Raw genomic sequence first — 23,270 nt, forward strand, 5'->3', positions numbered from 1 at the left:
TTTTCATCAATTTTTCATCCCTACTCAGCCTCAGCAAAAACTTGCTGAACTGCTTGGGCCACTCGCTCAATTTGCTCGTCCGTGAGAGCTAAACCGCTAGGCAGATAAAAACCTCTGCGTGCCAGTCTTTCAGCCACGGGACAGGAAACATTTTGCAATAATCCCATTTTGTGAAATACCGGTTGTTCGTGCATACACCAGAAAAAAGGACGCGTACCAATCTGATGTTCTTTGAGGCGTTTCATCGCTTCCATAGCATCAAAGTTAACCTCATCTTTGAGAACAACACCATAAACCCAATAAATATTTTCGGCATAATCAGTTTGAGGTAGGGGCAATTCTAGACAGGGGATATTTTGCAATAATTCCCTGTAGCGTCTGCCCATTTTTCTCTTGCGCTGGACAAAAGTTTCTAGCTGTTCTAATTGTGCTAAACCCACTGCCGCTTGCAGATTAGTCATCCTCAGATTCCAGCCCAGTTCTTCGTGAATAAAACGTCGTTGGGGCTGAAAATATAAATTTCTCAGGGAACGACAACGCTCAAAAATATCCTCTTGGTTGGTGACAATCATGCCCCCTTCCCCAGTGGTAATATGTTTGTTGGAATAGAAACTAAAGATACTGATATCACCGAAACTACCACAGGGTTTACCTTGATAGGTTTGACCGTGCATTTCCGCCGCATCTTCAATAATTTTTAAACCGTATTTTTGAGCTAATTCTAAAACTGGAGTCATTGCCACTGGTAATCCGTAGATATGAACCACCATTATCGCTTTAGTGCGGGGCGTGATTTTTGCCTCTATCTGCCCGATATCCATGTTCCAAGTCTGCGCTTCGCAGTCCACGACCACGGGAATCGCCCCGGCTTTGACAATGGCGGCCCCGCAGGAAATGATGGTAAAAGTGGGGAGAATCACTTCATCCCCCGAACCAATTCCTAACGCGACGATGGCCGCTTCTAAGGCCATAGAACCATTGCACACGGAAACGGCATACTTTCGCCCAACAGTGAGGGCAAAATTTTCTTCAAATCTCTGAACAAAGGGACCTTCGGAAGAAATCCAACCGCTATCAATACATTCGTTCAGATACTGTTTTTCCTTGCCCGCAAGTAGTGGCTCGTTGACGGGAATAAAGCTACTCATGCCATCTCTGCTCCCGCCATTTTAACCACGGTTTCCTCAATTCCTGTAAAGCGAGTTTTATCCTGATTACCAACGTAAGGACCTTGTTTGACTTCAATCATTTCTACTTCTTCTAAGACTTGGAAACCATGGCCACCTTGTATCAATAAAACCACATCTCCATCTCTCAAGATATGACTTTCTAGATATTGTTGGTCGTCATCATAGAAATCTACCCGCAGTTTTCCTCTTTTGATAATTAAGACTTCCTGGGTAAAAAATACTTCCCGTTGTACTTTGTTATGAACGTGGGGCATAATACTTTTTCCCGTCGGGTGTCTCATATAGGCCAACTGTTGGGAAAAATCATCGGGAGTTAGGAAATGAATCCCCTCTTGGTTAAACTCTCGTCGGAGAATTATCGCTAAAACTTTACCCTCTTTCGTGATTTGAGAAATTGGCAAAGAGTTAAATTGACTTTCTGGCTTATTTTTCTGATTTTGTTGGCGGAGAAAATCTAAAGATAAAAAGTCTGAAGCTAGTTTAAACATGAATTTAACCCCCCTAGGGAATGGTTGTGAGAAAGGCTGAAATTAATTGACGGTATAGAAGCTGTGAACCAGTGACTAACTTTTGTCACTCCCGGTAGGCTAACTTAATTAGCTAAAGCTTAATCTAATTAACACGATGTTAATTTAGTTAACAGAAGGTTAATTGCGACTAATGCGAGACTATTATACCATACATTTGAGAAAATACAAACGTAAATTTGTTTTTTTAAAATCTTTTTATAGACGAGCTTGGCTTATCTTAAAATGTAGTACAGCTTACCTACCATGGTTATTTGACTGACGGCTAACTGCTATATTTTGTGATGACGATATAAATAGCAAAAACTATAGACGAATAGCTATGAGCTTTGGTGAAGAATTTGAATTACTGCTGCGGGCGCGCTATCCTCTCATCTATATTACCACCCTAGAAGAGGAACGTCTCGAAAAAGCGATCGCCGATATTGCCAAACAGAGCCATAACCGTGCTGTCTATGTTTGGGATTTCGTGGATGGTTATCAAGATAATCCCAATAATGAGAACTTGGCTCGGCGTAATCCCCTCCAAGCTCTTGAATTCGTCGAAAAGCTGCCGACTAACATCGCCGCGATCATAATTTTACGCGATTTCCAGCGCTTTTTAGAAGATATTGCCATCGCCAGAAAATTGCGAAATCTAGCCCGTTCTCTGAAATCTCAGCCCAAAAACCTAATTATCGTCGCTCCCGAACTGTCTATCCCCTCGGATCTAACCGAAGTAATCACCGTCGTCGATTTTCCCCTCCCCAGTGGCGAAGAAATTAAACAGGAAATCCAGCGATTAATCGCCGCCACCGGACAACCCGTCAAAGAACCCCTCCTGGATGAATTAGTGCTTTCTGCCCAAGGATTATCTCTAGAGAGAATTCGTCGGGTTTTAGCCAAATGTTTAGCCAGTCACGGCAAAATTGAGCCAGAGGACGTGGAATTAATTTTGGCAGAAAAACGCCAATCGATTCGTCAAACCCAGATATTGGACTTTTATCCCGCCACAGAGCAGATTTCTGACATCGGCGGTCTAGATAATCTCAAAGATTGGCTGATTCGTCGCGGTGGTGCCTTTAGTGAACGCGCCCGCGCCTACGGTTTACCCAATCCCCGGGGTTTACTCTTGGTGGGAATTCAAGGGACGGGTAAATCCCTGACAGCGAAAGCTATTTCCCATCATTGGCACTTACCGCTGCTGCGTCTAGACGTGGGGCGTTTATTTGGCGGATTGGTGGGAGAATCGGAATCGCGTACCCGTCAGATGATTAATCTCGCCGAAGCTTTAGCTCCCTGTGTGCTGTGGATAGACGAAATCGATAAAGCTTTCGCCGGAGTGGATGGGAAAGGCGACGGAGGAACCACCGGGCGGGTTTTCGGGACTTTTATCACTTGGTTAGCCGAGAAACAATCGCCCGTTTTTGTCGTCGCTACAGCTAATAACATCCAATCTCTGCCCCCGGAAATGTTGCGAAAAGGACGCTTCGATGAGATATTTTTTGTCGGACTACCTAGCCAAAAGTCCCGCGAGGAGATTTTTAGCGTTCATTTAGGGAAAGTTCGGCCCCATAATCTAAAAAGTTATGATATAAAGCGACTAGCCTACGAAACTCCTGATTTTTCGGGGGCAGAAATCGAACAAACCATCGTGGAAGCGATGCACATCGGGTTTAGTCAAAATCGCGACTTTAGCACCGATGATGTGCTTGAGGCCGCTAGTCAGATTATACCCCTGGCTCGCACTGCTCAAGAACAGATCCAATTTCTACAGGATTGGGCTAAGTCTGGTAAAGCTCGTTTAGCCTCTCGCGATGATCGTTTTAATGTTAATCCTAACAGTTAATTTAGCACCAATATGAAGCGTTTATCTGGTTTATTGCAATTTATGGTCGGTTTTGTCATGGGAGTGGCGATTTTGGTCGGTGGGGCCACTGCTGTCGCCTATATGCTTCTCTCCGGTATGAATTCTAATCCTCCTAAACCCATCTTTACCGAGGAGAAAAAAGAGGAAACTAAGGAGGAAAAAGCCGCCGTCAAACCTTCTCCCGTCCCTACTACTCCGGTCCAAGAACAACCCCAAGCTGAGGTGAAAGAGTCTCCCACAGCTGCACCAGCAGCAAAAGCTGCCCCGAAACCCAGTCCCGAAGCAAGAAAAAAAGAAACCACCTCCGAGGGTTATCAAGCGCGGGTGACATGGCAAAGCGGTTTAAGTCTAAGGGCTGAACCTACCAGTCAATCGACTCGTCTCGGCGGTCTGGATTATAATACTAAAGTCAGCGTGGTGGGAACCAGCAGCGATGGCCAGTGGCAGCGCGTGCGTCTGTCCGATGGTCGCGAAGGTTGGATTAAAGCGGGTAATATTTCCAGAGTCCAGTAAATATTTAGCTACACTTCGCTTCTCATCAGGATTTTAGGCTTCTTTGTCACCCCGTCAGAGCAAGAGCAAAGCACAGACAGAAGCGAAGCATAAACATCTTCAAGCTGCTTTTGAGAAGGAGACGGGTTGCTAAAGCCTCTATAATAAGTAGCCATAGAGATGCCGACAACTTCCCCTGTCGATAGCGAATAAGGAGAAAAAAACCCAGTGTTTGTCCTCAAAGGTTACGAGTATTTTCTAGGATTTCTGCTCGCTTGCAGTTTAGTACCAATCCTATCCCTAACTGCCTCCCAAGTCCTGCGGCCTAGTGGTGGCGGTCCGGAAAGACGCACCACCTATGAATCGGGGATGGAACCGATCGGCGGTGCTTGGATTCAGTTTAACATTCGTTATTATATGTTTGCCCTTGTTTTCGTGGTTTTTGACGTGGAAACCGTCTTTCTCTACCCTTGGGCGGTAGCTTTCAATCAATTGGGCCTATTAGCTTTTGTAGAAGCATTGATCTTTATTGCTATTCTTGTGGTTGCTCTCGTCTATGCTTGGCGGAAAGGAGCCTTAGAATGGTCATAACGGCCATAATTTTCCTTATTTTTGACTTTTCATGAGAGGATAACCGGATGAGTCCCCACCCTACCAGCGAATTTAAGCAAATTATCGAACAACAAAGCGAAAAAATCCTTAATCCCATCGAACGCACCAAAGTTACCCAGGATTTATCGGAAAATGTCATCCTCACTACCGTTGATGACCTGTATAACTGGGCGCGTTTGTCAAGTCTTTGGCCGATGCTATACGGTACAGCCTGCTGTTTTATCGAGTTCGCAGCCTTGATTGGTTCCCGTTTTGATTTCGATCGCTTTGGTTTAGTTCCCCGTTCTAGTCCCCGGCAAGCTGATTTAATCATCACTGCCGGTACAGTTACCATGAAAATGGCCCCCGCTTTGGTGCGTCTGTACGAAGAAATGCCGGAACCTAAATATGTGATCGCCATGGGGGCCTGTACGATTACGGGGGGAATGTTCAGCAGTGACTCCACCACCGCAGTTAGAGGGGTAGATAAGCTTATCCCCGTGGATGTCTATATACCCGGTTGTCCCCCCCGTCCGGAAGCGATTATCGACGCGATTATTAAACTGCGGAAAAAAGTCGCTAACGAATCTATTCAAGAACGCGGGACTGTCCTCCAGCAAACCAATCGTTATTACAGCACCACCCACAAAATGCAGCCCACGGAACCGATTCTTACAGGTAAATATCTACAATCGGCCACCCGTCAAGCACCTCCGAAAGAGTTACTAGAAGCCACTGGTATGCCTGTTCCCCCCGCTCTTTTGACCACGAAACAAAAGGAAGAAATCTAAATGACTGAAGAAACGACAGCTATTGTGCAAGCTGGCCCCACTTCGATTTGGTTAAGCGAAAATGGTTTTGAGCATCAAGCTTTAGAAGCTGACCATAGTGGTGTGGAATTGATTCAAGTCGAAGCAGACTTTTTAATTCCTCTGGCCACTGCTTTATACGCTTATGGTTTTAATTATCTCCAATGTCAGGGCGCTTACGATTTGGGACCGGGGAAAGAATTGGTTAGTTTCTATCATCTGGTCAAAGTAACCGATAATGTCGATAGTCCCGTGGAAGTGCGCTTAAAAGTCTTTCTTCCTCGAGATAATCCCCGGGTTGCTTCGGTTTACTGGATTTGGAAAGCCGCTGACTGGCAAGAACGAGAAAGTTATGATATGTTCGGCATTATTTATGAAGGACATCCCCACCTGAAACGGATTTTAATGCCGGAAGATTGGGTCGGTTGGCCTCTACGCAAAGATTACGTTTCTCCCGAATTCTACGAACTACAGGACGCTTACTAAGTCGAGAAACTAATCACTAAGTAGGGAGGCAAAATTATTTGTAGGATGAGTTAGCGGTAGCGTAACCCATGCAGGCGTTGGGTTTCATGCTTCAACCCAACCTACGTTCATCTTATATTTAATTCCACCCACCTACTTAAATCTACATTTCGTAGCCAAACTTATTGGCATCCACTTCTTGTAAATTAATATCGATTAAACCGTATTCTGACCAGCGTTGGGAAACCTTGACCGCCATGGCCGGATCCGACTCCAAAGGTTCCCCCCATTCGTGGTCAGTTTCGGGATACATTTTAGTGGTGGCATCAATTCCCATTCTCCCCCCCAAACCGACCTTTTCGCTGGCAAAATCGAGGCTATCAAAGGGGGTTTCCGGGAGAATAAACACATCGCGAACCGGATCCACTTTAGAACTAATTGCCCAAACCACTTGCCGGGGGTCGCGAATATTAATCTCCTTATCGACGACGATGACAAATTTAGTATAGGTGAACTGGGGTAAGGCACTCCAAAAAGCTAAGGCCGCTCGCCGCGCTTGCCCTGGATAGGACTTATCAATGGAGATAATCGCCGCTTTATAGCTTAAAGCTTCCATCGGCAGGAAAAAATCCCTGATTTCCGACACCTGTTGCCGTAAAATTGGCGTATAAATACGATTAAGAGCGATGGCCATCATCGCCTCTTCCTTGGGAGGACGACCGCTAAAAGTGGTTAAATAAATGGGGTCGCGACGATGGGTCATGCAGTGGAAATGAATCAGAGGTGAATCTTCCACACCGCCATAGTAACCCATGTGATCACCAAAGGGTCCATCTGGCAATACCTCTCCGGGGGTAATTGTTCCTTCGAGGACGATTTCTGAGTCGGCCGGCACTTGCAAATCGAGGGTTTTACACTTGGCTAACTGTACCCCAGAACCGCCGTACAATCCCGCAAACAGCCATTCTGAGAGATCTACGGGGATAGGAGTGGCGGCGGCCATGATAATCAGAGGATCGACCCCTAAAGCAATGGCTATTTCTAATTTTTTGCCCATCTGTGCCGCTTTTCGCAGGTGACGCGCCCCACCGCGCACGGATAACCAGTGGACGGTCATGGTATTGTGAGACTGTAGCTGTAAGCGATAGACACCGACGTTAGGGGTTCCCGTTTCGCAATCTTTAGTAATTACTAGCCCTAGGGTGATAATCTGGCCTGCATCCCCCGGATAGGGACGAATCATCGGAATTTTCTTTAAATCTACTTCATCCCCTTCTAAAATCACCTGTTGACAGGCAGGAAAAAAGTTACGGTTGGGTTTGGCTTTCAGGACATCAAATAAAACTTTACCAAAATCGATCGCTTGGGAGAGTTTTTTCGGCGGTTTCGGTTGTTGCAACAGGGCGAGTTTTTTGCCTAAATCTTCCAATTCTTCGGGTTTATTCAGGTTCATCGCCCAACAGATGCGTTCTACCGTTCCCATTAGGTTAATAGCGACGGGAAACTCGGCCCCTTGCACGTTTTCAAACAGTAGGGCCGGTCCCCCCACCTGTAGCATCCGATTAGCGATCTCGGCAATTTCTAAATCGGCAGAGACCGATGCACTAATGCGGCGTAATTGGCCACGATCTTCTAAAAGCTTAATAAATCCTCGTAAGTCTCTAGCCATGATGAAGAAATGTAAATAAATCCCTGTCTCTATTATCTCTTAGGGCGGCAGTTTCTGTCGGGGGTAGTCACCGTTTTGAGAGTTTGAGGCGATTCTCGTCTAGAATTAAGTAAAAAAATCCCCATCTTGCCAGGGTCATTCCTAACCCTAAATTTATGCTTATTCAGCCCGGAGGTCAACATGATTAAGGATATTGAAATTAGTAATTTTAGATGTTTTGAGCATACCAAAATTGAAGGTTTTGAGCGAGTTAATTTAATTGGTGGTAAAAACAATTCAGGGAAAACTGCCTTGTTAGAGGCAATATTTTTGTATAGTTATCCCTATCCAAATACTATTTATCAAGTCAGAGAAGCTATTCGCAAGGAATCTTTAGCAGTTGTTCAGACTGTTCCCAAAAATGCCTGGGATAATTTATTATTCAATCTTGATAGAAAAAATATTATTGAGTTAAAAGGCTCCCAATCTAACCAAGGAGATAAATTGGTAAAAATATCGATTTCTGGTTCTCTTAAAGATAGTGTTCTAGGCATCTCTGAAGACTGGCAAAAATTATACGATTTTATCGCTAAAGATAAATCAGTTATTTCTATCTTAAATATTCACACAAGTTTTGACCATGATCAGGACTCAAATGATGAGCAAATGAACTATTTTTTAATTGCTAGTTCTAAGGAGATACTAGCTTTACCTAATGGGGGTGATGAGGAACCAGTAATCATTGCCGCATCTGTCAATAAACCTTTGAAAGACTTGAGCGAGTCCTATACTAAAATAGTTTTTAATGAACAGGAAGAAGAAGTGCTAAAAGCTCTACAAATTCTCGATCCTTCCATTGAGAAAATAGAAAGTTTTTTTCTGGGCGAACCAAATTTATATCTGAAAAGAAAAGAGAGAAAACGCCTACCCATATCTCTGTTTGGTGAAGCTATTAATCGTCTGATAGAGATGATTTTTGCTCTACTCATCAATCCTAAAAAAATTATTTTTATCGATGAAATAGAAAATGGTATTCACTATACTGCTTACCCAGATATTTGGAAAACTTTATTCCGATTAGCTATCGAACTAGATAGCCAAATTTTTGCCACAACCCACAGTTTAGAGATGATCCAAGCTTTTGCCGATGTGGGGTTAGAATATTATCCAGAACAGGGGGCCTATTTTGAACTAGCAAGGAGTCCCAGAACTGATAAAATTATTGGTATTAAAAGACAATTAAGCACTTTAGAGTACGCCTTAAAACATGGCAATGAGGTGAGAGGTGAGTAACTTATTAATCGTCGAGAGCAAGAATGATAAAATTTTTATCGAAGCCCTAGTAAAATACTTAAATATTAACAAAATTCAGTTAGATAAACCGATTTGCTTTGAGGAAGATGACTATAAATGTTTACAGGGTTTAGATCAAGCTAAATTAACCAGCACTTTCGATGAAATTAAGGCGACTATTCGTAAAAAAGCTATCCCTAAAGTTGGTATTATTATCGATCAAGATTCTGATACTAAGACAGAGCGACTAAATTGGCTTAACGATTGTCTAAAAAAGGTGTATCCAGAAGCGGAAGATATTAGGGAAACCAGTCAGCTTTATAGATTGACAACAATAGAAGATCAAATCACAGAATTTGCTTGTTATTTTACCAATGTGGACGGACAAGGAGAACTAGAAACAGTTCTCAAGAAGATTAAAAGTCAAGATTCCACCTATGCGGATTGTTTAGAAGACTGGAGAAATTGTTTAAACAAGCAAAAAAAATTGATTAAAGACAAAGATTTTGATAAGTTTTGGATTAGTAACTATTTACGATTTGATACCTGTTCCACAGAAGACAAAAAACAAGCTGGCAGGAAATGCAGTATGAATGGATTTGATTATGTTATGAAAAACAAACGTCATATTTGGAACTTTGAGCATGAGGTATTAAATGAACTCAAAGAATTTTTACAACTATTTGCTGTTTAATCAAAAATCCCCCTAGAAATCTAGAGGGATCGAGGGATATATGGAGGGCAATTTAGAAGTAAATTGTACCACCCCAGCGCTCGTCTAGACGGGGAGCAACCAACAGATAAGCGGCGACGTTATACACATCATCTTCGGTCAGATTGCGTAATTCTGGGAAGATATCGGGACGGCTAACATTGGGATGAAATTCGCTTAGATCATCTTCACCATCGTAACTGGTGGGATGTTCTAGATAATCAATCAATGCTAACAGATTATCTCTGGGAGGTTCCGCTTTTGCCAGATCGGCCAGACCCAAACTGACGTTATTATTAGTTTTGGTTTTACCTTGCAGGTGGCACTTAGTACAATTGGCGACAAAAAGTTTCTGTCCTTCCGTCGCTTGTTCAGAAGTCAAAGTCACCGATTCCCCTGCGTCATTGAGGGTGATGGTGAGGGTTTTTTCATTGAGTTCTAAGGCACTAGCGCCGTTAAGATTGAATTGTAATACAAAAAAGACTACAGCGATCGCTGCCACAATCAAACGTTTGATCATTGTTCTCCTACTCGCAATTGTTCCAAGAAAGGGAATTTTAAGGTGACTAAAAAATTTTCTCCTCTGGGAGGGTGTCGATCGATTCTAAGTGATCACGGACACCGAGAAGATCGCAGTGGGGAATAAAGTCAAGGGGACGTTTCCGTTTTCGAGGCGGTTACTCCTGAGCGTTGGGATAAAATCAGTGAGATAATTGCTTTAGCATCTTCTAGGGCGAGATTAGTCTGCCGATCTTTATAGGAGATGCCTAATTGGTCGCAAAGTGACAACACAGATTCATCGGCCAGATCGTACTCTGCCGCAATATCAGCGATCGATAGATCAGCAAAACCCATAGTCTAACGCACCCACCAAGGATAGAGAATACTTATTAGTTACCATAATTATCATGCCATTGCTGGGGACATTCTTAACAGTGATCAGTGATCAGTGATCAGTTATCAGTGATCAGTTATCAGTTATCAGTGATCAGATGTGAGTTTTCAGTTCACTGATTACTGTTTACTGTTTACTGGACGGCTACGCCGTGCCTTTGGCAACACTGAAAAAAGCTCCCATCGCACCACACCCTACACCCATCACCCCATCACCCCACACCCCACACCCCCAAAATTCCCTAATTTTCCCGACTTTTGGACTATTTACTCCTCAAGATAGAGACTCGTGTCAACAAATTTAATTAAAATCGCAAAAAACCTGAAAAAATACTAAAATGTGATTAAGAATGTTATTTTTAGCGTTGTAAGGCTAAATCTTTCTCGATAACATTGTAATCATACCTCAACACTCTTTTGTACAAAGGGCTGCACCTTTGTTAACTTATGGATATACAACTGATCAACATCGGCTTCGGTAATATTGTTTCCGCTAATCGGGTTATCGCCATCGTTAGCCCAGAATCGGCTCCTATCAAACGCATCATCAGTGATGCTCGGGATAAAGGCTGTTTAATCGATGCTACCTACGGAAGACGGACTCGTGCGGTGATCATCACCGATTCTAGTCATGTGGTGCTGTCGGCCATTCAACCGGAAACCGTGGCTCACCGTTTCGTGGTCAACAAGGAAGCCCCTGTTAATAGTAGCAACTAAGTTATTAACCCCATGCAACCCGGTCAATTAATCGTCATTACTGGCCCTAGCGGTGTGGGCAAGGGTACGCTAGTCCGGCATTTACTAACTCGTTTCCCTAACCTCTACCTGTCCGTATCCGCCACTACGCGCCCACCTCGACCGGGTGAAATTGAGGGGGAAGATTACTACTTTCTCGACCGTCCCAGTTTCGAGGAGAAAATGGCAGCCGGAGAATTTCTCGAATCGGCCGAATACGCGGGCAACTACTATGGAACACCCCAATCAGCGATCGCTGCTCAATTAGCGGCAGGCCAGACCGTAATTCTAGAAATCGAACTAGAGGGGGCAAGACAGGTCTGTGAAAGCTTCCCCGAAGCGAGGAGAATCTTTATCCTACCCCCCAGTTTCGAGGAATTAGAACGTCGTTTGCGCGACCGGGGCAAAGATGCCGAAACAGCGATCGCCCGTCGTTTAGAGCGCGCCCGAGAAGAATTGGCCGCCAGCGGGGAGTTCCCCGCTCAAGTCGTCAACGATGACCTAGAAACCGCCCTAGATGCCATCGAGAAGATTATTTTTAGCCGTTAGGTGTTAGGTGTTAGGGTGTTGGGGTTTTAGGGGTTTTAGGGTTTTAAGGTTTTAGTTGAAATTCCCCACTTCCCCACTTCCCCACCCCCCAATTCATAATTCATAATTCATAATTTCCCTAATCCTTATCCCCCATTCCCTAAGTTACAATCAAAAAACTAACCGCAGCAGCAAGACAAGAAAGCGCAATGATTCCTACCGTTATTGAAACCACAGGCCGGGGCGAACGCGCCTTCGATATCTACTCCCGACTACTCCGGGAAAGAATCGTCTTTTTGGGACAAGAAGTAACCAGCGACCTGGCTAACCTAATTGTCGCCCAATTACTCTTTCTAGAAGCAGAAGACCCCGAAAAAGATATTTACTTGTATATCAACTCCCCTGGGGGTTCCGTTTCGGCCGGATTAGGGATTTTTGACACCATGAATCAAATCCGTCCCGATGTCAGCACCATTTGTATTGGTTTAGCTGCCAGTATGGGGGCTTTTCTCCTCAGTGCCGGCAAACCGGGCAAAAGAATGAGCCTACCCAACTCGCGGATCATGATTCACCAACCCCTCGGCGGCGCCCAAGGTCAGGCCACAGATATCGAAATTCAGGCCAAAGAAATTCTCTATCTCAAACAATTACTCAATCAACACCTAGCTAGTCATACAGGTAAACCTCTCGACCTCATCGCCGAGGATACGGAAAGGGATTTCTTTATGTCCGCCGAAGAGGCTCTAGACTATGGTTTAATCGATCAGGTGATCGATCGCAGTCCTTCCGCTTCCAACCCTCCCCAGTAAATAATGATGATCGGGTAGGCCCTGTCTACCCAAATTTTTGTAAATATTTAGTAAGCAGAAGTTAATCATCGATCATCGTTATTAATCTTAAGTAACAGTGAAAAGTTCTAGCGGATTGGGTTAAGATCGAGACGTAACCCGAAAAAAATTGCAACAGGAATCGGTAGAAACACCCGGTGGGTTATTAACGGAAATTTTTTTACTGGCAATCCCTATGAACTATCATCCGCCCTCACAGCCCCTGCCCGCCCCCTGTATTATTGACTCTGGCGTGGTCATCGCTAAAGAAGATATGCGTCGTCTCCTCGATGATATCGGACGAGTTCGCTACATCCATAGTCTCGAAGGGGTGATTCAGAGTGAAGGGGAGGGATGGATAGTGGAAGTTTTCGCCGATTATCAGCAAAGCACCCTAGTCGCTAACTACAGTCTTTATCTGAATACCTATAGCTTCGATTATCTGCGTTTAACCCGCTCTCCCGACGGTGAAACCTATTTTGATCTGGTCCAAGACAATCGGCAATTACGGCTGATTCCCCTGAGTAATCCACTGCAAGACCCCGATATGAAAGCCCGTCTCAATGCCGATACCCTGGAAGCCATGGTTACTCAGGTACTTTCTGCTAAGTGGGATGTGCAGTTTGAAGACGAAGACGACAACGATTGCCCCTTTTAGGCAGCGAGCAAAAATACTGATAACTGATAACTGATAACAAGGGCCGAATCTAAGACCTAATTGGTTAAGCTAAAAGCTTTGATGTGCTTAGTTTCTAACCTTCTTTTTAGGTAGGAGAATTGCCAGATTCTGTCTTTTACCTCTTGCCTTCAGAAGCTGATAACTGATAACTGATAACTGATAACTGATAACTGATAACTGATAACTGAAAAAGTGGGATTTTCCTTTGAATTAATCGCCCAGTGTCCCCAAACTGGTGCGCGGGTTGGGGTTTGGCATACTCCCCACGGACCGGTAGAAACACCCCGTTTTATGCCCGTGGGAACTTTGGCCACGGTGAAAGGTTTGACCCCCGCTCAAATCGCCAGCACGGGGGCGCAAATGATTCTCGCTAATACCTATCACCTGCATCTGCAGCCCGGAGAAAGTATTATCGAGAAAGCGGGAGGTTTACACGAGTTTATGGCGTGGAATCAGCCAATATTAACAGATTCGGGTGGATTTCAGGTATTTAGCCTCAGTCAACTGCGGCAAATTAAAGAATCGGGAGTCACCTTTCGATCGCCTCGGGACGGTAGAATAATCGAAATTACGCCAGAAAAATCGATTCAGATTCAAAATGCCCTCGGTGCTGATGTGATTATGGCCTTCGATGAATGTCCCCCCACGGGAGTCAGTCATGAGACCATGAAAGCATCCATAGAACGCACCTATCGCTGGTTAGAGCGCTGTCTGACAGCCCATCAACGACCTCAAGAACAGGCTTTATTCGCCATAGTACAAGGGGGAATTTATGAGGATTTACGGGCAGCGGCGGCGCAATCTTTAGTAAAACTCGATTTACCCGGTTATGCTATCGGTGGCGTGAGTGTGGGGGAAGAAACGAGCCTAATTCATCGCATTGTCCAGATAACTGCCCCTTTACTCCCCGAAAATAAACCCCGTTACCTGATGGGAGTGGGAACCTATCGAGAAATGGCCAAGGCGATCGCTAGTGGCATAGATCTGTTTGATTGCGTCATTCCCACCCGTTTTGGTCGCCATGGCACTGCTTTGGTGCGGGGAGAGCGTTGGAACCTAAAAAATGCCCGTTTTAAGGAGGATTTCGCCCCTTTAGACGAGACTTGTCCCTGTTACACCTGTCAACACTTTAGCCGTGCCTATCTAAATCATTTAATTAAATCGGGGGAAATGTTGGGTTATATTCTCTTATCTCTGCACAATATCGCCGAATTAATCAGATTTACCTGCGAAATTCGTCAATCTATCCTGGGGGGGACTTTTGCCCAAGATTTTGCCCCTTGGCTTGAGGATGCCGCAGATGTTACCCCAACGTGATAAAATTTCAGGAAACGTTGAAAAATTTTCTTGTCAAGGTAGATAGAGAGATGGAAACTGCACTTTTGTTCGCCAAATTGCCAGAAGCATACCAAATTTTCGACCCCCTAGTCGATGTCTTGCCCCTGATTCCCCTATTTTTCCTCTTGCTGGCCTTTGTTTGGCAAGCATCCGTCGGTTTTAAATAAATCGACTCTCAATTATCTGATTAAAAAGAGACGTTTTTTAGAGCGTCTCTTTTTCAATTGCAACTGCCCTCAATAGGAATTTATGAAGAAGTTGCTGAAAAGATAGCACTTAATATCTCCTCAAGTTTTTGATCTATATCTACTGTAAAGTCTGTGTAAGGTATATCTAATAGTTGTAGTATATCTCTAAACTTTCTGTAACCCATTTCACCACGAAGCTCAACCCATTGAATGCTGTTATCATCTAATTGTTGTTTATTTAAGTCCGATAACTTATCAGCAATAAAAACCTGAGCATTTCTTGCATAAACTGCATCAGCACTTTCAGGGTTTCCCTGACCCATTAATTTTACTTCACATTGATAGGGTTGATTGTTTTTATCAATCAAATAAAAATCCACCTCTCTTTTTGATTCAGTTAAACCAGTTAAATCAAAGTTACTATTAGGAACATCATAGAGTAAACACAAACTTCTCATTAATATTTTTTCCACTTGTTTCCCAACACTACTCCAAGCACCACCTCTTAATTCTGCTCGTTTAACTGCTAGTGTATTAATGACGATAAGACTTTCGTTAATGTTAAGGTCAACGCTAACATTATTAAATTTTATAGTTAATATAATGTCTATTGCACTGTCTTGCTCTACAAGAGAGCTAATCATTTCATAAAGTTCATTGTAATGTTCGGTGGTAGCCTGTAAAACGATATTACGTCGAGCAGAGTTGTACATATTTGTAATTGTCTTTTTATTCAGACCAGAGTGAATTATCAAATCATCGGATGGAAGATTCTGATTTAAAAACTCTGTTCTATACCAATCAGAGGTTAGACTCTGATTTCTAAGTTTAGCTTCAACTACTTTTTGAAAAAAACTGATGACATACTGTAGAAATTCAGCATCAATTATAGTTACTATTTCTATAGGATAATCATCACCACGAAAGAGCCTACGGATAATTCGCTGAATTATACTATCAGTGATTGTTATCATCTTCTTGTTCCTGACTCAATTGGAATAATTCTGCTAAAGATAAAAATTTGGTTAGTTTGGGTTCAAAAAGCATCGGCTGCCCCAAATCTATCTTCATTCTATCCACATAGGTAGATTCCTGTTCTGTTAAGAAAAAATATCTACCTAAATTTCTAGCAGCCCTTCCCACAGTGCCGCTACCACCAAAGGGATCGAAGACTAAATCGCCTTTATAAGAATAGAATTTAATCACCCGATTACACAATTCTATGGGAAATACTGCTGTATGAATTTTATCAAAAGTCGGATCAATTCGCCAAACGTTAGAACTTTCATAATCTCCACAAACCTTGCTTTCCTCTATAATATCTTGATCGTATTGTTTCATATTCCAATCAAGCAGTTTATCGGTTTCTTTTCGATAAACCATTAAATATTCGGTGACAGCATTAGGTTTATAAGCTAATGGTTTACGGTGTTGTAAAAAGCCTCCATTGCGGTTTTTGACACTACTTTCTGGCTTTAACCAGATAATATCATCGATAAATTCCCAACCATGATTAACTAAATAATAGTGTAGATCAAAAGATATTGGATACCGTTTACTAGCATGGGCGCGACTGGTACGAGGGATAATAATCGGGGAAGTATTGACAACTAAAAAGCGACCTTCTTTAGTAATTCGATGGGTTTCTTGGAAGACTTGACAGAGAAAATCTAGGTAAGCTTGATAACTGGTATAAATGGAGTAGTCGCGAGCGTTGTAGTAGGGTGGGGAAGTAAAAGTTAGATGAATAGATTGATCAGGAATATAGGGAAATACTTCTCGCACATCGCTATTAACCACGACATTTTTCATAAATTCTGGGGATAAGGGATGGGGTAGTTGATCGGGAGAAGATTTTTTATTGGTGAAAGCTTTTCTGATAACTGATTGAATAATTTCATTGGGATGATCTGCTAATTTAATTAGAGATTGTTTGACTATATCATTGTTTTTAAAAACCAATAAACCTCGAATTGCCTGTAAGATAATTTTCGGGTCTTTGTCCGTTAAAAATTGAAATAAAAAGGGAATAGTTTCCCCATTCCTCAGACGACCGATTGCCGATACCGCTTCTCTTCTTACTAAAGATTCTCGATCATTAACCGCAAGCTCAAAGAAAAAATTAAGTAAATTTATATCCGCTAGTTTAGCCAGATTTTTAATTGCCAAAAATCTGAGCTGCTCTTGGGAGTGTTGAGCGAGATTAATGAGGATATTTTGATTAAAATTATCGGGGATTTGTCCGAGATTTTCTAAGATAAATACCAGATTTTTACTATCCTCCGTTTGGGATAATATTTCGCCGAGAAAGTCGGGATTAGTTGTTTTTAATTCCTGGATACTTTCTTTGGTGAGCATTTTTGTTTAATCTTTGGTGACAGTCTAGAGTTTTCCGTTCAGATCAGTCAAATTCTCGATTCTGAAAAGCCCACTAGCAAAGGTTTAATTGTGCCTGACAGAGGCGAGAATCAGTATAATTGAATTATAGCACCATTTAATTTACAGCCAAAAACTCCGGCTGATTGAGTTGTCAAACCCAACCAGCAAGTTTTTGGGAATAATTGAATCTCCGATCGATTAAGATATTTTCCTGAGGTGGAAAATGAGAACTTTTTCCCCGTTGTTCATTGCCTAAGTTAAAACAAAGTCCCAGTTAAATCCGCATCAGTCAGGTCCACATCTTCTAAAATTGCCCCGCGCAAATCGGCATAACTGAGATCCGCACCCCGGAAACTGGCCCCGGTGAGATCGGTGATAAATCCGTCTCTTTCGGGACTAGCACGAAAATTAACCCGACAAAGTCGGCAATCGGCCAAATTAGCTCGATATAACAGGGAGCCGCTCAGATTAGCATAGTTGAGATCGGCTCCGCAAAAGTTAGTTTTGCCTAAGTCCGTGCGTTGGTCGGAAGTGGAGCGAAAATCCGTATCGATTAATATGGCCTGCTGGAGATTAGCACTGTTGAGATTAACACCGTTTAAGACGGCTTTGGTTAAATAAGCGGCTTCTAAATTGGCTTCGAGCAGATTAGCTCCGCTTAAGTCCGCATCGCGTAAACAAGCTCGATAAAAGTCCACTTGACTTAAATCTGCTCCCCAAAGAATCGCCTCACTTAAATCCGCTTCTCTCAGCAGCGATCGCGCAAGGCGTATTTTTCCCAACCGGGCCTGTCGCAGATCGGCACGGCAAAAATTGACTCCTGGGAGGACCATATTAGTTAAGTCGCCTTCCCGCAAATTAATCCCCCGAAAATCTCTTTCTCCCTCCCGATAGCGTTGACAAAGTTCTTCTAGGAGCTTGGAAATTTTTTCCATATCATAATTGAGGCAAAATGTCAAGGGTTTGGTAATTTTTATTTAGGGAGATGAAAAGCCGGCAGACTCTCGAATTCCCGGGCCCGTTGACGCATTTGCTGACTAATGCGATCGCAAACTACCTGACAGAGATCATAGATCACGGGGTCGGTAATTTGATAGTAAACGCTGACCCCTTGGGGTTGCCGCGAGATAATTCCCGCTTGGGTTAAAGCTTTCAGGTGTTTGGAGAGATTGGCCTGGCCTAGTCCGGTAGCTTCAGCGATTTCTTTACCATTCATCGCACCTAATTGCAAGCAACTGAGAATCTGTAGGCGACTGACTTCCGACAGGACTTTGAAATAGTCCGCCACCGAAGCGAGGACGACGCTAGAGGTTTGGGGGGAGAAACTGTCTAACATAGGTGGGTAATAAAGTGACCAGTTAAAAAGGCTGACAATAGGTGATCGTTTAAAACTTTATAACTATTGACTACTATAGTTTAACTGGAGAGGTAACTAGGGTTTGCGGCAAAAAGTTTTTCCTAGGGGTAGGGTGTGACCCCCCCAACCCCCCCCGACATCGGGGGGGCAGGTGGGGTGTGGGGTGTGGGGTTTTACCAGTTTTGAGGTGGCCAATTACCTAATTTTCAGGGAAAAAGTGCCTAAATTTCCCCCCGATCACTCCCATATCCAGCACTTTTTGATTGACAAAAGGTCTAAAAGTGTTACCCAACAAGGTTTTTAGCTTTATTCAGCAAAGTGTAACTAGAGTCTAGTCGGCACGAGCGATCGAGATTGGGTCATTCAGGAATCCACTGCTGCAAGAGTGCCTCCTAACTCCACCAACAGACTTTTTGCCGCAAACCCTAATTATCACCGAGCATGGTACTGATTAACTGCCGGACCGTAGTGCTAGGATGGTTCTCCAAACTGCTTGGTAAAGCCCATTCTGAGTCAAGATAGGACATCTTCAGTAAATCTCTCACTTGTTTTGATTTAGCTTGTCCTGTACTTTGAGCAACCCCAAAAGCCTGATAAAGTTCTGTGGCCGAAATGTGGGGATTTTGGCTAGGATCGAAGAGAAAATTGACCATTCCTAGGGCGTGAGTAATGCCGGCAGCCCAGGAATTAGCCTTACCTTTTTCTAGGGGAGAGGGACGCTTACGAGCTAAAGTTGCGGTTAATTGGCGAATAAGTTGGGCGTATTCTTTATTAAGATATTGAGCGGCAAATTTATCGGTAATAGCGGTAATTTCTTGATATTTGGCCTGCATTACCTTGGGAACATTTTCCGATTTAGGAACAGCTGGGGGCGTTTTTTTCGATTTTGCTGCCGCTTGCTGTTTGGCCTGTTGTTCAGCATTATATTTTTCTTGAAAAGCTGTTAAACCCTCCTGACTGGTGATATCAAAACCCTGCTGATGCGCTTGTAACAAGAGATTTTTCATAAAACCGCCACTGTTGGGATCGTTCATCAGTTGACTAAAGCGATCGCCTAATTGCTCTAAATATTTAATAATAGCCTTAGCCTGAGTTAATTTATATTCTCGTCCCAAAAATTGCCAAAAACTAATTAATTCAGGGATAGCATCTTCGGTTTCCGTCGGATCGAGGATAGTAATTTTGCGTGGTAAGATCTTCTCCATTAAGATCTGCACATCTGCCTTAGTCATGGTAGCAAGGGTATAACCTTTATAGAGATAGGCCAACTCGACAAAGGTAGCAATCCAACCACAACCTTCTTGTTTTTCTTGATAATAGGCTTCTCCCTCGGGCGAATTGATATATTCTTCGATCGCTCCATTAATATAATCTTCTAGTAAGGGTTCGGCTTCATCGTAGTCTAAATTATCTAATTGTCGGATATTAAAAGTCATAACTGTGGGTTTTCCTTCGAGGCTTTCCTTTAATTTTAGGGGATTAGCTGACCGACAGCCAAACTGACGCTAAAATAGTTTTTGCTGTCTGGGGTTGTTGCTTGCTCCTGACGGTGGTTTTGACATACCCCACGCCGTAAACGGACGTGGATTCTTCTAGCATCACTGCTGAGAATTTCTGGCTCAACGAGTCCACTTGAATTAGATTCCTGGCGAAATCCCACCCAGAGGTGGTTCTCTCCTCAGACTTTCGCTCCCTTACAGAAGCCTGTTCTCGGAGGCCCCTACGATACAGTTCAAAACCTCTAAAATCATTGGTTTCTCTGGTAGTTGACGCTTAGAGCTTTTACCTATAGGAGCATTCCCCTATAGAACCCCATAACTCTAGTTTTCAAGGTGCGTTCATCGGTTGATGACTGGGTTTTTTAAGCGGTTGCTTACCCTGCCCGCTATTCTTAATATCATAGATCATATAAAGTCACCCTAAAAGGGCGAGGCTTTAAACCCAATTTTTCGGTAACCGGTAACTGAACATGACTTCGATTCGTCAACTGCATCAACAACTCGTTAATAAAGAAAAAACAGCCGTCGAAATCGCCACAGAATTTATCGCTCGTATTCAAGCGATCGAACCACAAGTAAAAAGCTTTCTCCATTTAACCCTGGATTTAGCCCTCGCACAAGCCCAAAAAGTGGACGAGAAAATCGCCAGAGGTGAATCTCTGCATCCCTTGGCAGGTATTCCCATCGCCTTAAAAGATAATCTCTGCACCAAGGGTATCCCCACCACCTGTGCTTCTCGGATTTTAGAAAATTTTGTCCCCCCCTACGAGTCCACCGTTACCCAAAAATTACGGGATTTAGGGGCAGTTATCGTCGGTAAAACCAATTTAGACGAGTTTGCCATGGGTAGTTCCACGGAAAACTCCGGTTATCACGTTACTGCTAATCCTTGGGACTTATCCCGGGTGCCAGGAGGCTCTTCCGGGGGTTCGGCTGCGGCTGTGGCCGCTCAAGAATGCGTGATTGCCCTAGGATCGGATACGGGGGGATCAATTCGTCAACCGGCTTCGTTTTGTGGCGTTGTCGGGCTAAAACCGACCTATGGCTTAGTCTCTCGCTTTGGTTTGGTGGCTTACGCTTCTTCTCTCGATCAGATTGGTCCCTTTGGTCGTACCGTAGAAGATGCGGCGACTTTATTACAAGCGATCGCAGGTTACGATCCCCAAGATTCTACCAGTCTCAATCTGCCGATTCCCGACTATAGCCAATTCCTGAAAACCAGTTTAAAAGGGCTAAAAATTGGCGTAATTAAGGAAACTTTCGGGGAAGGTTTGGATCAGGTGGTTGCCGAGGCAGTTAACCAAGCTTTAGAGCAGTTAAAGGCCCTCGGTGCCACGATTAAAGAGATTTCCTGTCCCCGTTTCCGTTACGGATTGCCCACCTACTACATTATCGCCCCCTCGGAAGCATCAGCGAATTTAGCCCGTTATGATGGGGTTAAATACGGTATTCGGGAAGATGCCGATAGTTTGATTGATATGTACACCAAGACTCGCGCTCAGGGTTTTGGTGCGGAAGTTAAGCGCCGGATTATGTTGGGAACCTATACCCTCTCGGCGGGTTATTATGATGCTTATTACCTGAAAGCACAAAAGGTGAGGACTTTGATCAAAGAGGATTTCGATCGAGCTTTTCAATCGGTAGATGTGTTAGTTTCTCCCACTTCACCGACCACAGCTTTTAAAGCTGGGGAAAAAACGGCGGACCCTCTGAGTATGTATTTATCGGATTTAATGACTATTCCCGTCAATTTAGCCGGTTTACCCGGGTTAAGTCTTCCCTGCGGTTTTGATGGGCAAGGTTTGCCGATTGGTTTACAATTAGTCGGTAATGTGCTGCGCGAAGATCAATTATTTCACGTCGCCCACGCCTACGAACAGGCCACCGATTGGCACAAACGTCAACCATCTTTTACAAATTGATACAATTGCCGGTGGCTATCTTTTGCCGGTAGCCAAATAGTAGGGTGGGTTAGGCGATGACAAATGAGACAGTTAAGTAACTAATAAGGTATTCGCCATAACCCACCAATCTGTTGATTTTGAGCCTAATGCTGAATTGCTAAGTAGTCGGACATAAATTCTGTTGTCTATCTTAAGAAATGTAAATTGCCGCAATTCTTACTGACGACCGACGACCGGCTACTGATACTAAATCCGGTTATTAAAAACTGATTATTTATTCTCCCCTTTGCCTTTTGCCTCTTGCATGAGTGCCTCTCCTCATAACTGGCCTGTACTCAACGGATTTAGTATGACTCCTTACCCCACAGTTAACTTTACTTTTGTCCAACTACTTAGAATTTGGTATTGTATGTATCGGTGATTTCTCCGAAAGTTGATGTGTCTCTATGAATATATCTCTAGATTTATTAAAGAGTGAGTTTCGACAATTTTGCTTAGAATATAAATATTATATTGATCAAATAGATAGTTGGTTTACGGATGCGGGATTTGATAAATACGAGCCTCGTGCATCTACGCGCCTAGATCAAGTGAATGGATACAAGTTATATGCGGTTCATGGCGAAGTCTTAAGGAAGGCGAAAAGGACAAGCAAAACTCTAACAGAAGCTGAACTACCAGTTCTCTGGATTTTAACGCCTACTTTTTCAGCGAGAATGATTGAAGAAGTCGTGGGAATCCCCCCTTCATTCCTACCAGAAGAGGGGATGAAAGAGGAGTGGGGAAAAGGAGTTTATTTTTCCCCTAGCCTGTTCAAAACAGGAATCGTCGCCATCCATCAATTACCAGTCAATGAGGAGACTTTATGGTTGAGGGTGCTAGGAAAAGGAGGGACACAGAAACGAGCAGTAGAAGAATTAGTGCAATTGCCTGAAGGTAATCCTTTCCAAGAGAATTTACTGGAAATTCTGGCCAACTGGCGCAAGAGTTTGGAATTAAGAGATAATTTAAGTGCCGAAGAACAGGAGGAGATTATGAACCTATCACCAGCTTATTTACAACAACGAGAAGAGTGGAAACAAGAGGGGATACAAGAAGGGATACAACGAGGGATACAAGAAGGGATGCAAGAAGGGATACAACGAGGCAGTTTAGAAGAACGGTATTCCCTGATAACCAGTCTTCTGGAAGGACGGTTTGGCAGCCTAGATGCAGAATTATCTGGTCTGGTGGGACAGATTGCCCAACTTCCCATCTCCGAACGCACCGGGTTACTTCTTTCTCTGGCTAATTTATCTCGCTCAGAACTGTTAGAAAGATTCAGGGAAAATTAAACTTTCAATCCCAATCTCAACAACAGACAATT

The 23,270-nt window shown here is 43.5% G+C and carries 25 protein-coding genes and 1 pseudogene; 15 read left to right on the forward strand and 11 right to left on the reverse strand.

Annotation, left to right across the window (positions count from 1 at the left end; genetic code table 11):
* Nucleotides 1–20: 20 nt before the first annotated feature.
* Together H6F92_RS17095 and H6F92_RS17100 are read right to left on the reverse strand one after the other, a co-directional pair.
* Nucleotides 21–1,148 (reverse strand): DegT/DnrJ/EryC1/StrS family aminotransferase, encoded by a 1,128-nt coding sequence (locus H6F92_RS17095; RefSeq protein ID WP_190358834.1) that lies wholly within the window; start codon nucleotides 1,146–1,148, stop codon nucleotides 21–23.
* The gene (locus H6F92_RS17100) at nucleotides 1,145–1,678 is read right to left on the reverse strand and encodes a cupin domain-containing protein (protein ID WP_190358835.1); all 534 of its coding nucleotides are present in this window, start codon (nucleotides 1,676–1,678) and stop codon (nucleotides 1,145–1,147) included. Before H6F92_RS17100 ends, H6F92_RS17095 begins: the two co-directional genes overlap by 4 nt.
* Nucleotides 1,679–2,039: 361 nt before the next feature.
* On the opposite strand from H6F92_RS17100, the gene H6F92_RS17105 reads away from it, so the two are divergent.
* The 5 genes from H6F92_RS17105 to H6F92_RS17125 all read left to right on the forward strand — a co-directional run bounded on the left by H6F92_RS17105 (nucleotide 2,040) and on the right by H6F92_RS17125 (nucleotide 5,944).
* Complete coding sequence (locus tag H6F92_RS17105) at nucleotides 2,040–3,545, forward strand: AAA family ATPase (RefSeq protein ID WP_190358836.1); 1,506 nt, start codon at nucleotides 2,040–2,042, stop codon at nucleotides 3,543–3,545.
* 12 nt (nucleotides 3,546–3,557) lie between these two features.
* The gene (locus H6F92_RS17110) at nucleotides 3,558–4,079 is read left to right on the forward strand and encodes an SH3 domain-containing protein (RefSeq protein ID WP_190358837.1); all 522 of its coding nucleotides are present in this window, start codon (nucleotides 3,558–3,560) and stop codon (nucleotides 4,077–4,079) included.
* 207 nt (nucleotides 4,080–4,286) lie between these two features.
* A complete protein-coding gene (gene ndhC, locus H6F92_RS17115) occupies nucleotides 4,287–4,649 on the forward strand; it encodes a photosynthetic/respiratory NAD(P)H-quinone oxidoreductase subunit C (RefSeq protein WP_190358838.1) in 363 nt (120 codons plus the stop codon).
* A gap of 47 nt (nucleotides 4,650–4,696) precedes the next feature.
* Complete coding sequence (gene ndhK / locus H6F92_RS17120; RefSeq protein WP_190358839.1) at nucleotides 4,697–5,440, forward strand: photosynthetic/respiratory NAD(P)H-quinone oxidoreductase subunit K; 744 nt, start codon at nucleotides 4,697–4,699, stop codon at nucleotides 5,438–5,440.
* Entirely contained in the window at nucleotides 5,441–5,944 is a 504-nt protein-coding gene (locus H6F92_RS17125) for an NAD(P)H-quinone oxidoreductase subunit J (RefSeq protein ID WP_190358840.1), read from the forward strand.
* A 142-nt stretch (nucleotides 5,945–6,086) separates the two neighbouring features.
* On the opposite strand, the gene H6F92_RS17130 is transcribed toward H6F92_RS17125, so the two are convergent.
* The gene (locus tag H6F92_RS17130) at nucleotides 6,087–7,592 is read right to left on the reverse strand and encodes a UbiD family decarboxylase (protein WP_190358841.1); all 1,506 of its coding nucleotides are present in this window, start codon (nucleotides 7,590–7,592) and stop codon (nucleotides 6,087–6,089) included.
* 180 nt (nucleotides 7,593–7,772) lie between these two features.
* Between H6F92_RS17130 and H6F92_RS17135 the strand changes: the two genes are divergently transcribed.
* Nucleotides 7,773–8,864, forward strand: a complete 1,092-nt coding sequence (locus H6F92_RS17135) for an AAA family ATPase (RefSeq protein ID WP_190358842.1) — start codon at nucleotides 7,773–7,775, stop codon at nucleotides 8,862–8,864.
* Nucleotides 8,857–9,558, forward strand: a complete 702-nt coding sequence (locus tag H6F92_RS17140; protein ID WP_190358843.1) for a DUF3226 domain-containing protein — start codon at nucleotides 8,857–8,859, stop codon at nucleotides 9,556–9,558. Before H6F92_RS17135 ends, H6F92_RS17140 begins: the two co-directional genes overlap by 8 nt.
* A gap of 52 nt (nucleotides 9,559–9,610) precedes the next feature.
* On the opposite strand, the gene psbV is transcribed toward H6F92_RS17140, so the two are convergent.
* Together psbV and H6F92_RS17150 are read right to left on the reverse strand one after the other, a co-directional pair.
* Nucleotides 9,611–10,096 (reverse strand): photosystem II cytochrome c-550, encoded by a 486-nt coding sequence (gene psbV, locus H6F92_RS17145; protein WP_002754644.1) that lies wholly within the window; start codon nucleotides 10,094–10,096, stop codon nucleotides 9,611–9,613.
* A gap of 128 nt (nucleotides 10,097–10,224) precedes the next feature.
* Nucleotides 10,225–10,431: a hypothetical protein gene (locus tag H6F92_RS17150; protein ID WP_002735525.1), complete on the reverse strand. Its 207-nt coding sequence runs from the start codon at nucleotides 10,429–10,431 to the stop codon at nucleotides 10,225–10,227.
* A gap of 486 nt (nucleotides 10,432–10,917) precedes the next feature.
* On the opposite strand from H6F92_RS17150, the gene remA reads away from it, so the two are divergent.
* The 6 genes from remA to H6F92_RS17180 all read left to right on the forward strand — a co-directional run bounded on the left by remA (nucleotide 10,918) and on the right by H6F92_RS17180 (nucleotide 14,744).
* Entirely contained in the window at nucleotides 10,918–11,187 is a 270-nt protein-coding gene (gene remA / locus H6F92_RS17155) for an extracellular matrix/biofilm regulator RemA (RefSeq protein WP_002737924.1), read from the forward strand.
* 12 nt (nucleotides 11,188–11,199) lie between these two features.
* The gene (gene gmk / locus H6F92_RS17160; RefSeq protein ID WP_190358844.1) at nucleotides 11,200–11,754 is read left to right on the forward strand and encodes a guanylate kinase; all 555 of its coding nucleotides are present in this window, start codon (nucleotides 11,200–11,202) and stop codon (nucleotides 11,752–11,754) included.
* A 149-nt stretch (nucleotides 11,755–11,903) separates the two neighbouring features.
* Entirely contained in the window at nucleotides 11,904–12,542 is a 639-nt protein-coding gene (gene clpP, locus H6F92_RS17165; protein ID WP_223210071.1) for an ATP-dependent Clp endopeptidase proteolytic subunit ClpP, read from the forward strand.
* Nucleotides 12,543–12,756: 214 nt separating this feature from the next.
* Nucleotides 12,757–13,218 carry a hypothetical protein gene (locus tag H6F92_RS17170; RefSeq protein WP_002738355.1) on the forward strand — a complete coding sequence of 154 codons (462 nt, stop codon included), beginning with the start codon at nucleotides 12,757–12,759 and terminating at the stop codon, nucleotides 13,216–13,218.
* 213 nt (nucleotides 13,219–13,431) lie between these two features.
* Complete coding sequence (tgt, locus tag H6F92_RS17175) at nucleotides 13,432–14,556, forward strand: tRNA guanosine(34) transglycosylase Tgt (RefSeq protein WP_190358845.1); 1,125 nt, start codon at nucleotides 13,432–13,434, stop codon at nucleotides 14,554–14,556.
* 50 nt (nucleotides 14,557–14,606) lie between these two features.
* Nucleotides 14,607–14,744, forward strand: a complete 138-nt coding sequence (locus tag H6F92_RS17180) for a photosystem II reaction center protein K (protein ID WP_002739211.1) — start codon at nucleotides 14,607–14,609, stop codon at nucleotides 14,742–14,744.
* Between the two features lie 80 nt (nucleotides 14,745–14,824).
* On the opposite strand, the gene H6F92_RS17185 is transcribed toward H6F92_RS17180, so the two are convergent.
* From H6F92_RS17185 to H6F92_RS26170, 6 genes are all read right to left on the reverse strand, one after another.
* Complete coding sequence (locus H6F92_RS17185) at nucleotides 14,825–15,739, reverse strand: CfrBI family restriction endonuclease (RefSeq protein WP_199308254.1); 915 nt, start codon at nucleotides 15,737–15,739, stop codon at nucleotides 14,825–14,827.
* Nucleotides 15,723–17,123: a DNA methyltransferase gene (locus tag H6F92_RS17190; protein WP_190358846.1), complete on the reverse strand. Its 1,401-nt coding sequence runs from the start codon at nucleotides 17,121–17,123 to the stop codon at nucleotides 15,723–15,725. Before H6F92_RS17190 ends, H6F92_RS17185 begins: the two co-directional genes overlap by 17 nt.
* A gap of 278 nt (nucleotides 17,124–17,401) precedes the next feature.
* Nucleotides 17,402–18,079, reverse strand: a complete 678-nt coding sequence (gene hetL, locus H6F92_RS17195) for a heterocyst differentiation pentapeptide repeat protein HetL (protein ID WP_190358847.1) — start codon at nucleotides 18,077–18,079, stop codon at nucleotides 17,402–17,404.
* A gap of 38 nt (nucleotides 18,080–18,117) precedes the next feature.
* Complete coding sequence (locus H6F92_RS17200; protein WP_002738764.1) at nucleotides 18,118–18,480, reverse strand: ArsR/SmtB family transcription factor; 363 nt, start codon at nucleotides 18,478–18,480, stop codon at nucleotides 18,118–18,120.
* A gap of 446 nt (nucleotides 18,481–18,926) precedes the next feature.
* Nucleotides 18,927–19,937, reverse strand: a complete 1,011-nt coding sequence (locus tag H6F92_RS17205; protein WP_190358848.1) for a DUF6398 domain-containing protein — start codon at nucleotides 19,935–19,937, stop codon at nucleotides 18,927–18,929.
* A 35-nt stretch (nucleotides 19,938–19,972) separates the two neighbouring features.
* Complete coding sequence (locus H6F92_RS26170; protein WP_242030172.1) at nucleotides 19,973–20,161, reverse strand: hypothetical protein; 189 nt, start codon at nucleotides 20,159–20,161, stop codon at nucleotides 19,973–19,975.
* Between the two features lie 309 nt (nucleotides 20,162–20,470).
* Here H6F92_RS26170 and gatA point away from each other — a divergent pair, with 309 nt between their 5' ends.
* Nucleotides 20,471–21,922, forward strand: coding sequence for an Asp-tRNA(Asn)/Glu-tRNA(Gln) amidotransferase subunit GatA (gene gatA / locus H6F92_RS17215; RefSeq protein ID WP_190358849.1), 1,452 nt, complete (start codon nucleotides 20,471–20,473; stop codon nucleotides 21,920–21,922).
* A 584-nt stretch (nucleotides 21,923–22,506) separates the two neighbouring features.
* A pseudogene (locus tag H6F92_RS17220) lies at nucleotides 22,507–23,238 on the forward strand (RpnC/YadD family protein); the annotation flags it as partial.
* Nucleotides 23,239–23,270: the final 32 nt, after the last annotated feature.

The organism is Microcystis wesenbergii FACHB-1317 (assembly GCF_014696875.1).
In the GTDB taxonomy this organism is placed as follows: Bacteria; Cyanobacteriota; Cyanobacteriia; order Cyanobacteriales; family Microcystaceae; genus Microcystis; species Microcystis wesenbergii_A.

Excerpts from the sequence above, each read along its gene's own strand:
- H6F92_RS17095 (WP_190358834.1), bottom strand. The coding sequence starts at position 1,148 with ATGAGTAGCTTTATTCCCGTCAACGAGCCACTACTTGCGGGCAAGGAA.
- H6F92_RS17100 (WP_190358835.1), bottom strand. The coding sequence starts at position 1,678 with ATGTTTAAACTAGCTTCAGACTTTTTATCTTTAGATTTTCTCCGCCAA.
- H6F92_RS17105 (WP_190358836.1), top strand. The coding sequence starts at position 2,040 with ATGAGCTTTGGTGAAGAATTTGAATTACTGCTGCGGGCGCGCTATCCT.
- H6F92_RS17110 (WP_190358837.1), top strand. The coding sequence starts at position 3,558 with ATGAAGCGTTTATCTGGTTTATTGCAATTTATGGTCGGTTTTGTCATG.
- ndhK (WP_190358839.1), top strand. The coding sequence starts at position 4,697 with ATGAGTCCCCACCCTACCAGCGAATTTAAGCAAATTATCGAACAACAA.
- H6F92_RS17125 (WP_190358840.1), top strand. The coding sequence starts at position 5,441 with ATGACTGAAGAAACGACAGCTATTGTGCAAGCTGGCCCCACTTCGATT.
- H6F92_RS17130 (WP_190358841.1), bottom strand. The coding sequence starts at position 7,592 with ATGGCTAGAGACTTACGAGGATTTATTAAGCTTTTAGAAGATCGTGGC.
- H6F92_RS17135 (WP_190358842.1), top strand. The coding sequence starts at position 7,773 with ATGATTAAGGATATTGAAATTAGTAATTTTAGATGTTTTGAGCATACC.
- psbV (WP_002754644.1), bottom strand. The coding sequence starts at position 10,096 with ATGATCAAACGTTTGATTGTGGCAGCGATCGCTGTAGTCTTTTTTGTA.
- H6F92_RS17150 (WP_002735525.1), bottom strand. The coding sequence starts at position 10,431 with ATGGGTTTTGCTGATCTATCGATCGCTGATATTGCGGCAGAGTACGAT.
- remA (WP_002737924.1), top strand. The coding sequence starts at position 10,918 with ATGGATATACAACTGATCAACATCGGCTTCGGTAATATTGTTTCCGCT.
- gmk (WP_190358844.1), top strand. The coding sequence starts at position 11,200 with ATGCAACCCGGTCAATTAATCGTCATTACTGGCCCTAGCGGTGTGGGC.
- H6F92_RS17170 (WP_002738355.1), top strand. The coding sequence starts at position 12,757 with ATGAACTATCATCCGCCCTCACAGCCCCTGCCCGCCCCCTGTATTATT.
- H6F92_RS17180 (WP_002739211.1), top strand. The coding sequence starts at position 14,607 with ATGGAAACTGCACTTTTGTTCGCCAAATTGCCAGAAGCATACCAAATT.
- H6F92_RS17185 (WP_199308254.1), bottom strand. The coding sequence starts at position 15,739 with ATGATAACAATCACTGATAGTATAATTCAGCGAATTATCCGTAGGCTC.
- H6F92_RS17190 (WP_190358846.1), bottom strand. The coding sequence starts at position 17,123 with ATGCTCACCAAAGAAAGTATCCAGGAATTAAAAACAACTAATCCCGAC.
- hetL (WP_190358847.1), bottom strand. The coding sequence starts at position 18,079 with ATGGAAAAAATTTCCAAGCTCCTAGAAGAACTTTGTCAACGCTATCGG.
- H6F92_RS17200 (WP_002738764.1), bottom strand. The coding sequence starts at position 18,480 with ATGTTAGACAGTTTCTCCCCCCAAACCTCTAGCGTCGTCCTCGCTTCG.
- H6F92_RS17205 (WP_190358848.1), bottom strand. The coding sequence starts at position 19,937 with ATGACTTTTAATATCCGACAATTAGATAATTTAGACTACGATGAAGCC.
- gatA (WP_190358849.1), top strand. The coding sequence starts at position 20,471 with ATGACTTCGATTCGTCAACTGCATCAACAACTCGTTAATAAAGAAAAA.